Raw genomic sequence first — 13139 nt, 5'->3', positions numbered from 1 at the left:
AGGAGGTTATTATGGAACAATTTTACTACATTTTAAAATATTTAATTCTTGGTCTGTTCCAAGGACTAACAGAACCAATTCCGATTTCTTCAAGTGGTCACCTCGTTTTAGCACAACATTTGCTAGGACTAAAAATAGAAGGGTTTAGCTTCGAACTACTTGTTAATTCAGCTTCATTATTAGCTGTATTACTTATTTATAGAAATGATTTAATTCGTCTAACGAAGAATGGTCTATCTTATATATTTACAAGAGCGGAGGGCGCAAAATCAGATTTCTTCTTTATTATTTACCTTGTTATTGCGACCATTCCAGCAGGTGTTATTGGTGTTTTATTTAAAGATTACATCGACCAGTACTTAAAAGGCGTGAAGATGGTTGGGATTTCCCTTCTTATTACTGCTGTCGGTCTTTGGATTATTAGAAACCTACGTGGACGTAAAAATGATGGTGATCTTTCTATGAAAGATGCAATCATCGTCGGATTAGCACAAGCTTGCGCACTAATTCCCGGAATAAGCCGATCAGGTGCAACAATCGTAGCAGCGATGTTACTTGGTATGAAGCAAGAAACAGCTCTTCGTTTCTCATTCTTACTATATATCCCTGTTAGCTTAGGTGGTTTATTACTAAGTATTACAGACATTGCAAAAGATCCAAATCTAGACACATTATTCGTACCATATGTCGTTTCATTTATCGCAACATTTATCATGACGTATATTTCGTTAAAATGGTTTATGAACATTATGGCAAAAGGAAATTTAAAATATTTCTCTTTCTATTGCATTGTCGTAGGTGTACTTACTCTTATTTTCTTATAAAGTGAAACTTACAAATCGAAAAGCGAGTCATTCTATTAAACTAGGATGACTCGCTTTTTTTATATCTTTATAACAATAAAGCCCCTCTTACCTTTTTGTACAGTAAGAGGGGCCCCTTTTATGCGTATACTTTCTTTTCTTGACAATACAAACGAATAACATGTTTATTTTGTTGAAATACATCATGCGTTAGGCGGATAATAATAAAACTTCGTTTTGTTTGATCATCATGAACAAAAATCTGTTCTCCCTCCTGAAAACGCCATGTACTTTCAAAAGTTGTAATATGATCCCCACTTACAGAAAAAAGCTCATATCGCATATCTTGTACCCTCTCTCAACTTATAATAATCACAATATCCTTATATTAAATTTAGTATAACTTAACCCCATTTAAATTTGAAATTTTTTCTATTTCGAAATATTTTAATTTTGTTTTAAGGTTCTTTTAACGTTATAATGATAAACGAAATTTCGTAACTACTCAGCTTCCTCAGACAAAAAAGCATGCTAAATACATGTTTCCAATTCGAAAACATGAAAAAAAATATGCCCATAAGAGAAAGAATCTAGATCGAATCGAGAATTTCTCTTATGAAATCGTGCAATTCCAAGGAACCGTTCCGGTTTCTATAACCTGACCTATCGCTTGTAAGACAGATTGTTTTTGTTTTTTCATGGTGCTTATAAAGCTTCGTATCTGACAAAAAGATTCTGCGCCTTTCTTACTTCGAAACGTTCCAGACACTTTCTGTTTGACTTTCGTCATTCGAATATCCCGTTCTGCTTGATTGTTATCAAATGGAATGTCTGGATGTTCTAAAAATGCTAGAATTCTGTCAGCATATTTGACGAAGCGATTCCATAAATTTTGAGCAGGCGTCTGTTTTCCTTTCTTTTTTGGTTCTGAAGAAAATACTTGTTTTTCTTTTAATATAGCTTGATAGGCAGTCGACAGATTCTCTTGCTCTGCTTTTGGCAGGAGTCCTTTGTATTGTTTTTTTAGCGTTAAGGCTTGCGTTAAAAACTCCTGCATCTGTTGTGCCCATTTTTCTCCGGTACTATCTATAATTCCTTGTAAATCTCGTAAGAGGTGGGCATTACATAATACGTGACGACAATCTGTATACGCATCATATGATTTCCAACCATCATGCATCGCGATTCCAGAAAAAGACGGCAAGATTTCTCCAGCATCCATTGCTTCTTTTCCGCGTTTTTGATGAATATGTTGCAATGTCACCTCCGGTGTACTGGCAGTATGTAACCATTGTGTTTTATTTTCTACACGCATACCGGTTTCATCAAAATGGACAACAGAAGACTGAAGGATCTGGTCTTTTACTTCTTGGAGAAAAGGCTGCAATTGAGCCGAAAAACTGTTTGTATGATTGACTAACGTTCCTTCACTGATAGAATGTCCAAAACAATCTTGAAAGAATTCTTTTGTTCTTTTTAAAGAAAGACACTGATAATGCGTTAAATAGGGGATTAGTCTTTTTATATTTGGACCATATTGAACAGGACGAGAGACAGTAGAAGGAAACTGGGATTCTTGAATAGAATGGCAATGTGGGCACTCTTTTTGTTCCACTTTATGTTCTGTTACTTCTATCTGGATAGGTGGTAAATCATACACTTGGCGAATGCGGTATCCTTTTACAGGCTCATGGTCTAAAGAAGTATAGCAACAAGTACAATAGGTAGGAGAATATGTAATTGTATGGTCTGGAGTCGCTGTCAAACCAAGAGTATGTCCTTTGTGGCCCAACTGGCCACCGGTTTGACGCTGGGATGATTTTCGCAAACTTTTTGTAATAGGCTTACGAAAACCATCTGTAGAGGGTGGTTTATGACTATTTGTAGAGTTTTTTTTTGAACGATTTTCTAATTCTTCTATACGCTCTTTTAAATTCTGTATTTGACTTTCTAATTGATGAACAAAATCGCAAATAGCTTGAGGTCCCTTTTGATAGACAGCTAGAATTTCTTGTTTTTTCAACATAAATACCACCTCCTTGTATGATATATCTAGTATTCACACAAAAAGTACATATCAGACTAGTAAATGAAAAAAGCCTCCGTGAGGAAGCTGAGTAGTTACGAAATTTCATTGAAAGGAGCTTCATTTTGACTGCATATTTATTTCCAATAAAAACAGCATTTATTTTATTTCCTATTTTAGCAATGTTTCTATTAATCCCTTTTTTAATATTTAATTACCGCAAATACGGTTATTTGAATAAATGGCGTTCATTTATTTTATATTCATTATTACTTTACTTATTAAATGCCTATTTTCTTGTGATTTTGCCGTTACCACAAACGTATGATACTTGTAGCCTACAACCGGCTAATACGCAACATATGCAACTCTCGCCATTTTATTTCATACAAGAGATTAGTAATCATACCTCGGCGATTTTAACGAAGCCAGCTACCTACTTCTATTTATTAAAGGAATCTGCGTTTTTACAAGTTGCTTTTAACGTTCTACTAACCGTTCCGTTCGGTATGTACTTACGTTATTACTTCCGACGTAGCTTCTTACAAACAGTGTGCATTTCTTTTTGCCTTTCACTGTTCTTTGAGTTAACACAAGTAACTGGATTATATGGTATTTATAATTGTGCCTATCGCTTATTTGATATTGACGATTTGTTTTTAAACACGCTAGGCGGCGTAATTGGTTTTATCGTTGCACCAATATTTACGTACTTCCTTCCGAAAACAAGCGAATTAGATATTCATATTGATTTAGAAACGAAACCAGTTGGATTTATTCGTCGTCTCATCGCTATGCAAATTGATTGGATTTTCTTATCTATCGTTGTACCTTTCATTAAAAATAAAGGAAATTCACTATTTATTGCTAACATCCAATCTTATACAAATGTATACGAACTCCTTTTCATTACATGTTCAATCTTAATTTACTTTATTATCATTCCATACTTTACGAATGGAAGAACAATAGGAAAATCGTTGCTTCGGATTTACATTAAAGGCCAAGCAGAGCGTATTACACTAAAAGAATTATTCATCCGCTACGGTATATTCTATTTCATTTTAGGTGGAATCAATTATATTCTTTCGAGTAGCTCTATCTTAAATCTTAAAGAGCCTTTAGTATTAGTAGTTATATTATTATTCCAATTTGTAATTAACGGTCTATTTATTATTCATGTTTTATTGCATGTATTTAGTCGTGATAAATTACTATTTTACGAGCGTATTAGTCAAACAAGAAATGCGATCATACTAAAAAAAGCTGACAAGTAATACTTTGTCAGCTTTTTTTCATAATCGTAAATAATTTTTCTGTGTAAGGGTTTGAAAACATTTCTGCTTCATCTAGTAACTTCCTCGCCTTTAGAAACGAATGCATTTCTGGATATATATTTTGTAATTTTTCGTACGTTAACGTATGCATTTTCCCCCAATGCGGGCGCCCTTCATACTTTAGAAAAATTTTCTCCACCTCACCAAAATAAGCAGCATACTTCATACCTTTATACATATGAACGGCAATATACGCTGAATCCCTTCCGTACGCTGGACTGAGCCATATATCATCACTTTTCACATAACGGCATTCAATTGGGAAGTGTACTTTATACTTTTTCTTTTCAATAAGGTCTGAAATCTCTTCTACAACGGCCCGCATATATTTTGAAGGAACACTATACTCCATTTCATAAAATGGAACCGCACGCGACGTAGCAAATACTTCATAACTCGGACCAACTATCTTTGTATTCGGTACAGCTTTAGCTGATAATCGACTTACTCCTTTACTTATAGAAGGAAACCATTTACATCCTTTAGATAACAAAGAGAACATCTTATTTTCAAGCAACTCTACCTTTAGTTTATGCCATTTCAAATCACTTTTTTTACCCGTCGTTTCATTTGTAAATTTCACTTGTACTTCATCTGAATAAGGAAAAACGAAAAATTCAAAATGGCGATTTTTTTTATATTCTTCTAGCTTGTTCATTACAGTAGATAATGACTGTTTTTCACTTTTATAAACGAGTGAATAGGCTGGAATAACCTTCAATTTTATTTTTACAATGATACCTAACATTCCAAGCGATAACTGAAAGGCTCTCCAATATTCCACATTCTCAGTTTCCGAACAAACTATACTCTCACCTGTAGATAAAACTGCGGTAATCTCTATAACTTGTGTTGATAAACTTCCAAAGGTAATACCCGTCCCATGAGTCCCTGTACTAATCGCTCCTGCAATAGATTGTAAATCAATATCCCCTAAATTTTCTTGCGCATAACCTTTTTCTGCAAGTAACTTCCCTAAATCATGTAGCTTTGTTCCTGCCCATACTTCGGCAACCATCTTCTCTTCATCAATATTCACAATACCTTTCAGTTCGTCTAAAGAAATTAAAATTTCTTCCGTTTGCACAAGAGGTGTAAACGAGTGTCCTGAACCGACAACACGAATTTTCTTCCCTTTTTTTCGAGCAAGCTCTACAACTTCTACTACATCTTGTATACTTTCTGGATACATCGTATAATGCGGCGTTCCTTCTACATTCCCTGTCCAATTTCTCCATTTTTGTCCCTTTATAGAAAGCATTGGCCATCCCCCCGATATGTTGAATACTCCCCAACAATCTCTCCTTCTTTCACACGATATAAAAAAGGAAAACGCTCACATAACTCTCCAGCTTTACTATGGCGAAACAAGATAGAATCTCCTATCTCTACTCGTTCCTCACCGTTATAAAAAATCGGTGTTTGCACTTCGCCAGCGCCTTCTAAAGCTAATAGTTTGGCACCATTTGGTCTCCAAATCTCAGGTTCTTTATCTTTCCCGATTGCACCTGAGGCAATATATCCACCACCTAAACAAGTGTAAATAAACGGGGCTGGTTTACGCACAACTGGTAAAGCGAATCCGACAGCTGGATGAAATTGCACCTCTTTATAATAATCGAACAGCTTCGGGGCATAAAAAGCAGAACCTATTGTAATCTCTGAAACTGAATTATCTTGCCCAGTTGTTTTTATACTTCCTGTGCCTCCCCCATTTACAAACCTTAGTTCAATACCTAGATTTTGTATTTCTTTTACGATATGTCCTCTTCTTTCTTTAACTTCTAACACTGACTTCTTCTTTAAATACGAAATTACTTTACTTTTCACTCTTTGTTTAGGTATGTGATCTCCTACCCCAGCAATTTGGGCTTCATATCCCATTACACCATCTAGTATTAAACATGATGATTCTTTTACCCTTCTCACTATTTTCAAAGTACTTTGCACATCTTTTACTGGTGATCTTTTGACCCCAAAATGAAATTGAAAAAAATGACTACTCATATCAATATCCAAACAAACACGAAAACACCCTTTAGACTCCTCAGCAATTTTTTCTAAATAAACAATATGGTCTTCACAATCCACCATACAAGTTATAATGAGGCCTTGCTTTGTTAGCAAACTTATTTCATGTAAAGCCCTTTTATCATAAGCAGGATATCCGAGCAATAAATCATTGAATCCTTGTTCAATTAAAAACAAAGCTTCTCTAGGTGAAAAACACATAATACCTTGAAATCGATCATTTGCTGCTAAAATCTTTTGCATAACCGGAACGGAACGTAACGATTTACTCGCTATACGAATCTTCTTATTCCCACTTAATTCTATAATCGATTGAATATTTCTATCTAAAGCCACTTCATCCAAAAATGCACACGGTAATGGAACCTCTTTAAAAATTCCTCGATCCACATTTTTCTCTCCTCTTTTCAATATGTCTTATACATATTGGAAAGAAAGTTGAAATTTCCTCTACAAAATAAAAAAGTTTCTTCCTATTAAGAAGAAACTTTTTTAGGACTATTTCATAGAAATAGTTGCCTCTACTGGATAATGATCAGAGTAATCATTATATGTATATTTTTTAAGCCATGATGTAACAGTCCACTGTGGAGATTTCGGTTGTAATACTTTATTCTCTATAAATGACGGATTCGCATGGTCTTTACTTGCGATAATATAATCTAAATACTCGGCAGGGCTATCAGGGAAATTATATTTTGCTATACTGTTTGTCGTCGCATCCCAAGTTGCTGTATGTCCTGTATAAGATGGAATAGAAGCGTGCAATGTTTTGAACATGGATGCGTACTCTGAGTCACTATTGTTCTCTGCATTTATTTTATTCACGTTCATATCACCACCAAATAGGACGTACTCGTCATTTGGTATATTCTTATTTTTAATAAAGTCTTGAATTTCTTTTAACTGATTTGTACGTACAGATGCAGGTGAAGTTTTCCCGCACATACTATCTTCAGCCTGCAAATGCGTCCCGATTACATGAACGAAACGATCATTTTTCTTAATTTTCGTGTATACAAATCCTTTATTCGATAAATTATCTGGCCCGCATCCTTTTGCAAATACATATTGAATCTTTTCAACGATCGGCCATTTACTCACGATTGCAACGCCCCCATCTTCAGGAGTTGAAGATGAATAGCTACCTAACGTTTTATCCCATTCATTTCCGTTACTACGACCTAATACCGCTGTTTGATTTGGATATTCTTTCTTCAAATTCCCTAACAAACGATCTGATGCGCTATTATCAAACACTTCATTTAATATAACAACGTCTTGATTCTTTATATAATCTGCCGCCCCAATTAAATCAGCACGCTCACTTTGTCCCCAGTTCGGATATAAATTTGTTGATAGCATGTACACGTTATGCGTCATCACTTTCAAAGTATTATTTTGATTTGTAGACGTTTCTGCTTGAGCTGAAGATCCTCCGTATAAAACTCCTAAACCAATCCCAAAGCTAAGTACACCTTTTAGCAATTTTCCTTTCACGTTTCATACCTCCATGTATTAGTTATAAAAAGGCCAAATACTCTATTGTGAGATTTGACCTTTTTTTAATACTTAACGATCTCCGTACGTATCAAACCAAAGCTGAATGTATCCGGCAGTAACACGTTGTGCATCCATTAATCGCTTACCTGTCATTGGTGTAACTTCAGCGCGCCATTTATCTGCATATTCTTGTGATACAGCTGCTTTTACGAACCAATCTTTCGTATTATCATTTACAATGCCAGCGTAATCTTGTTTCGCTGCTACTGCCGCTCCGTGAATCCACTCTTCTGGATTTGTACCTTTCCAGTTCCAATATCCATTTCCATCCGTTACTTTATAATTATCTTTTATCGTATCTACAAAGTTTTCATATTTAGAATGGAATCCTTGTGGGTACGAAAGATTTGTAAAGTTTGCCGCATGCATCGGTTGGTTTACATCTCCTAAATAATGAAGAGATAATCCTAAATAGAAGAATGCTTGTTTCATATCTTTATTTTTATATGATTCACCAGCTAATTTAAAATATTTAGCGCCAGTTTCTTTTGCCTGCTTTGCAAATGGAATATATGTTTTTCCATTGTCTGGATCATAGAAATGTGAAGCAAATGTGCTATTATCATAATAAGGATTTTCATAGTCAGCAGCATAAATACCATTTTCTAATTCCGTACGCCATTCATTTAATTGTGCAACTCGATCTTGTTTTACAAGTGTTGTATTGCGAGACATAATATCAATGGCGCGGTTTACAATCCATAAATGAGAGTTTACGCCTTCTTTATGTTTATCTTCAGCAGACCAACGATGAACTATTTTTATTTTACTTCCCCCATCGTTTTCATGAGCAAATGCAACACTTTGTAACGGCGCTACTAATGTAATAGCTGCTGCTAAAGCAAGTACTTTCTTTTTCATCTGAAATCCTCCATTTTATAATTGAATTATTGTAAACTTTTTGTTAGGATCCTATGATATCGTCCGGTTAACCTATGACTAGAATATCCCACCTTTCATGAAATTTCTATCAATAAATTAAAATATACAAATGTTCATATCATTATAACTTTATACATAGTGAATATAATGAATGAATGCACTTATATTGTAATAAAGTATTGTTAAGCTACTACGAATGATTGTCTAAACTAATGTAAAAAAAGAGTAAAGCATCCACATGCTTTACTCTTTTTTTCTATTCGATAATATACTTGGCAGTTGTACATTAACTGCCAACTTATGAATAAATCCAAACACTAATCCAATCCCAATAAAGATATATAAGATTGTAAATACCTTTCCGAAATCAGTTTGCGGACTAAAATTCCCATCACCGACAGTCGTCAACGTGACCACACTAAAATATAAAGCGTCAAGAGGACGTAATCCTTCAACTGTACTATAAAAAATCGTACCAGATGTTAATGTTAAAAATGTTAATACGAATAATACTTGAAATTCTTTATCTTTCCACGCTCGTAAACAAGCTTTTAGCATTCGTTTCAATGTCAACATAAATGAAAGCATTAGACTTCCCCTTCCAAACAAAATACCTGTAGTTAAAGGAAAGTCTATCACCTTTCTGTATAGAAAAAAAGTAGCCCTCTTCTATTTCTAGAAAAGAGCTACTTTTTACTATTCTCTGTTATTTAGGTGAAACAAGAATTTTCACTTGCGTTTTATCTTTTACAAGTGCTTCAAATCCTTCTTCAACAACTTGATCCACTGTGATTTTTTTCGTAATTAATTTCTCTGCTTGAATTTGGCCAGAGCTAATTAATTTAATAACAGCTGGGAAGATATGACGGTATCCAAGAATACCGATAACTTCTTTTTCTTTTAGTACAAGGTTGTTTGGCGTAATTGTCGCATCTTTTTCCCACACACTAACAATTACAGTTTGTCCTTCAAAGCTTGTACTTTCAATCGCTTGACGAAGTACTACTTCGACACCTGTTACTTCAAAGCTCACATTTACACCTAAACCATTTGTTAAGTTACGAATTTCTGCTAGTACATCTTGAGTAGCTGGATTTAATACATAATCCGCACCTGCTAATTTTGCTAACTCTTGACGTTCTTTAGAAAGTTCTACTGCAATCACAGGAGTTGCTCCTGCTGCTTTAGCTGCTTGAATGACAAGAAGTCCAATTGGACCACAACCAAATACTGCTACAGCTTCCCCTTCTTTTAATTTACTTTGACGTACTGCATGAACTGCTACAGCTGCTGGTTCTACAAGTGCCCCTTGTTCATACGTCATTTCATCAGGAATATGGTGGACCATATCTTCTGGTACTACTGTATATTCAGAGAAACCGCCGCCGTCTCCGCCAAGACCGTGGAAAACAAGTTGTTCACAAACATTGTAATGTCCATGTTTACAAGCTTCACATTTACCACAAGAATAAATTGGTTCTACAACGACGCGATCTCCCACTTTATGAGAAGTAACGCCTTCACCGATTTCAACTACCTCACCACTAAACTCATGACCTAAAATAACCGGTGCTTTTACGTGTGTTAATGGGTGCTCTTCTGTTGGAATAAAAATAGGTCCTGCTAAATATTCATGCAAGTCTGTTCCGCAGATACCACACCATTTCACTTTAATCTTAACTGCTCCTGGTCTTACAGTTGGTTCTGGTACTTCTTCTACTCGTACATCGCGTTGATTATGCCAAAGTAATGCTTTCATTTTATACATCCCTCTCTACGTATATACTTAACCTGGTGAAGTTTACAAATCTATTATAATACTTCTATCCATATATTTCAAAAAAACAATCTCATTTCCACTAAATTTTAACAAATAACGTTCAATATTTTGTCACTTTGTACTTTTTTCCACATCTGTGAATGCTAATTTCATTGCGGTTGAAATTAGCATTATGCCATAATAGCATAGGAGAGGTGAATATCGCTTGAAATATTTTATTTACTTTATTGTTATCGTAGCGTTTCTAGATACATTTTCACAATTACCTATTATGAGTACGTTCGCTCAAAGTCTTGGAGGATCTCCCCTTATTATTGGGCTAGTTGTCGGTATGTACTCATTCGCTAATATGATCGGTAATATTATTGCTGGCGCTGCTGTCGATAAATTTGGTGCAAAAAAAATACTTTATATAAGCATGGGACTTACGAGTTTCATAGTCTTGTTATACACCGTTGTTCAAAGTGGTGAACAACTATTAGTTGTGCGCTTTATGCACGGCTTTAGTGACGGATTTTTAATTCCTGCTGCCTTTACGTTTTTATCAAAACAAACAAATTCAGCAAGACAAGGTAAGGCAATGGCTCTATCTGGTGCTGCTGTTGGAACAGCGGCAATTGTAGGACCGGCTTTCAGTGGAATTATGAAAGCAACTGCTGGTATAGAGTGGGTGTTCATTACCATTTCTATTTTAATGGTCCTTGGTACAATCGTATCTCTATTCTTCTTACCAAATAACGTATCAAGAAAAGATACTTCAAGAACACAAATGATGAACAAAGAGGATATGATTGAACTATTGAAATCAGAACCGTTATTGCAAGCATATATTGGTGCTTTCACGCTAATGTTTTCACAAGGAATTGTCACTTATATGCTACCAGTGAAAGTTGAGGCATTAGCACTTAAAGCATCTACAACAGGCATGATGTTAAGTGTATTTGGCATTACCGCCATCCTCTTCTTCTTGCTGCCAACAAACCGTATTTATGATCGATTTAATCGTTCAAAACTCATGCTAATTGGTATTGCAGTAATGGCATTCGCGTTATCTTTACTTGGATTATTCGCAACAAAAGGTATGCTCTTTATCGTTATGATGATTTATGGCATTGGATTCGCTATCCTTTTCCCATCGATAAATGCATTACTTGTTGAAAATACGACAGATGATAAGCGCGGAAAAGCATTCGGATTGTTTTATGCTTTCTTCTCATTAGGAGTTGTTGCTGGATCCTTTACAGTTGGTGCAATCGGGGCATCCCCTAGCGTCAGCTTCGTTATCGGAACTGCATTCTTATTAACATTCGCTGGAATGATTTATGTAAGAAGCAAAATAAAAAGTAAAGAAAAAAGCAAAGTAAAAAAGACAATGATGGGTTAATTCCATCATTGTCTTTCTATGTATAGCCTTTTAATTTATAATTTCAACATATGCTGGATTCGCAGTTATATAATTTCCAGATTTTAATTTATACATTTTCGAACCATTCACAGTTAATGTTTCTACAACAGTAAACACATCTCCCTGTTTCACAGTCCCTGCTTTTGCATTCCAATCAGGTTGGTTATAATAGTATAATTCAGGTGCCTTTACACGAAGTAAGAATGTTTTCTTTTGTAAATTAAATGATTTTACTAATCCATTTACATGTCCTCTTGCAAGCTGCTCTCTGAAATCCGCATTGGCAAGCTTTGCAGCATCCTCAGCTCGATCAATAAATCCATTTTCAGTCAATATTGCAGGCATATTTGTCTCTCTTAACACATGAAAATTACTTGTTTTCATTCCTCGATCAACAAAATCAGTTGTTTTCATAATTTCTTGATGAATCAATTGGTGATACGTTGTAGTAGGAGCACCTACATTCGGATAACTGTAATCCTCATAGCCTGTTCCTCCACCACTATTAATATGCACAGATAAGAAGAAGTTTGCTCCCCACTGATTAGCATCATTGGTTCTTTGTGCTAATGTAGGATACACATCACTTGTACGGCTCATTCTAATCTCATGACCTGTATACTCAGAATTTAAAATATTACGAATTCGCAAAGCAATATCTAATGTTAAATCCTTCTCTTTCAAACCATTTCCAATAGCACCTGTATCTGTTCCCCCATGACCTGGATCTAGATAAATTTTAACTGTTTCTGCACTCGCATTTGTACTTGGCACAATAAAAAACATACAAGTTAAACATAATAAAAAGATACTACTTTTCATAACAAACGATACATTTTTCCATGCTTTCAATTACTTTACTCTCCCTTTACTTACAAATTAAAAATTTACTACGTGTTACTTTTCTTTTTCCGAAAGAATATTACATTAAACTACTAAACTATTATCTTATTAATTCCCTATGAATTTTACTTAAAACAAAAACTAAAAGCAATATATAATTTTATTTTTTAAAAATAATTAAATTTCGACACCTTAAATTAGTAAAACCTTGAAAAATATGTATTTACTTTTTTTCAATTAGAACATTTACCATATTAAAATAATTAATTCCCATCCGATATACTGAAAGTTCTTCGAGTCAATTCTCATAAAAAACAAAGAAATCCTTTCGACAATTTCCTCGGAAATACTTCTTTTCCCCACATAATTTGATACACTACACATAGATAAATTAATACCTTAATGTACAAAGAAAAAGCACATCCTTCGAATGAAGAATGTGCTTTTATTTTATCTCGCTATTTGCGGA

The 13139-nt window shown here is 34.7% G+C and carries 12 protein-coding genes; 3 read left to right on the top strand and 9 right to left on the bottom strand.

What is annotated here, in order from left to right; all coding sequences use genetic code 11:
- Positions 1-11 precede the first annotated feature (11 nt).
- Entirely contained in the window at positions 12-824 is an 813-nt protein-coding gene (locus tag QCI41_RS21445) for an undecaprenyl-diphosphate phosphatase (protein WP_353836731.1), read from the top strand.
- A gap of 118 nt (positions 825-942) precedes the next feature.
- On the opposite strand, the gene QCI41_RS21440 is transcribed toward QCI41_RS21445, so the two are convergent.
- A complete protein-coding gene (locus QCI41_RS21440; RefSeq protein ID WP_353836732.1) occupies positions 943-1146 on the bottom strand; it encodes a hypothetical protein in 204 nt (67 codons plus the stop codon).
- Positions 1147-1416: 270 nt separating this feature from the next.
- Positions 1417-2829 carry an IS66 family transposase gene (gene tnpC / locus QCI41_RS21435; RefSeq protein ID WP_353836078.1) on the bottom strand — a complete coding sequence of 471 codons (1413 nt, stop codon included), beginning with the start codon at positions 2827-2829 and terminating at the stop codon, positions 1417-1419.
- Between the two features lie 125 nt (positions 2830-2954).
- Between tnpC and QCI41_RS21430 the strand changes: the two genes are divergently transcribed.
- On the top strand, positions 2955-4106 hold the full coding sequence (locus tag QCI41_RS21430) for a VanZ family protein (protein ID WP_353836733.1): 1152 nt from the start codon (positions 2955-2957) through the stop codon (positions 4104-4106).
- A gap of 7 nt (positions 4107-4113) precedes the next feature.
- Here QCI41_RS21430 and QCI41_RS21425 read toward each other — a convergent pair whose 3' ends face one another.
- The 6 genes from QCI41_RS21425 to bdhA form a co-directional block, all read right to left on the bottom strand.
- Complete coding sequence (locus QCI41_RS21425) at positions 4114-5427, bottom strand: D-arabinono-1,4-lactone oxidase (RefSeq protein WP_097858399.1); 1314 nt, start codon at positions 5425-5427, stop codon at positions 4114-4116.
- Complete coding sequence (locus QCI41_RS21420) at positions 5415-6587, bottom strand: amino acid deaminase/aldolase (RefSeq protein ID WP_353836734.1); 1173 nt, start codon at positions 6585-6587, stop codon at positions 5415-5417. The genes QCI41_RS21425 and QCI41_RS21420 overlap by 13 nt, the downstream gene beginning before the upstream one ends.
- 108 nt (positions 6588-6695) lie before the next feature.
- Positions 6696-7697 carry a sphingomyelinase C gene (gene sph / locus QCI41_RS21415; RefSeq protein WP_000676775.1) on the bottom strand — a complete coding sequence of 334 codons (1002 nt, stop codon included), beginning with the start codon at positions 7695-7697 and terminating at the stop codon, positions 6696-6698.
- Between the two features lie 72 nt (positions 7698-7769).
- Positions 7770-8621, bottom strand: a complete 852-nt coding sequence (cerA, locus tag QCI41_RS21410) for a phospholipase CerA (protein ID WP_000731008.1) — start codon at positions 8619-8621, stop codon at positions 7770-7772.
- A gap of 264 nt (positions 8622-8885) precedes the next feature.
- Positions 8886-9230 (bottom strand): potassium channel family protein, encoded by a 345-nt coding sequence (locus tag QCI41_RS21405; protein WP_000948239.1) that lies wholly within the window; start codon positions 9228-9230, stop codon positions 8886-8888.
- Positions 9231-9348: 118 nt separating this feature from the next.
- Positions 9349-10401 (bottom strand): (R,R)-butanediol dehydrogenase, encoded by a 1053-nt coding sequence (gene bdhA, locus QCI41_RS21400; protein ID WP_000645832.1) that lies wholly within the window; start codon positions 10399-10401, stop codon positions 9349-9351.
- 226 nt (positions 10402-10627) lie between these two features.
- Between bdhA and QCI41_RS21395 the strand changes: the two genes are divergently transcribed.
- Positions 10628-11806 (top strand): MFS transporter, encoded by a 1179-nt coding sequence (locus tag QCI41_RS21395; RefSeq protein WP_046957312.1) that lies wholly within the window; start codon positions 10628-10630, stop codon positions 11804-11806.
- A gap of 30 nt (positions 11807-11836) precedes the next feature.
- Here QCI41_RS21395 and QCI41_RS21390 read toward each other — a convergent pair whose 3' ends face one another.
- Positions 11837-12613: an N-acetylmuramoyl-L-alanine amidase gene (locus QCI41_RS21390; protein WP_048567124.1), complete on the bottom strand. Its 777-nt coding sequence runs from the start codon at positions 12611-12613 to the stop codon at positions 11837-11839.
- Positions 12614-13139: the final 526 nt, after the last annotated feature.

This window comes from Bacillus cereus group sp. MG4 (assembly GCF_040460055.1).
Taxonomy (GTDB): domain Bacteria; phylum Bacillota; class Bacilli; order Bacillales; family Bacillaceae_G; genus Bacillus_A; species Bacillus_A wiedmannii.
The sequence above is the reverse complement of the archived record's forward strand: the minus strand, read 5'-3'. Positions and strand labels throughout refer to the sequence as shown.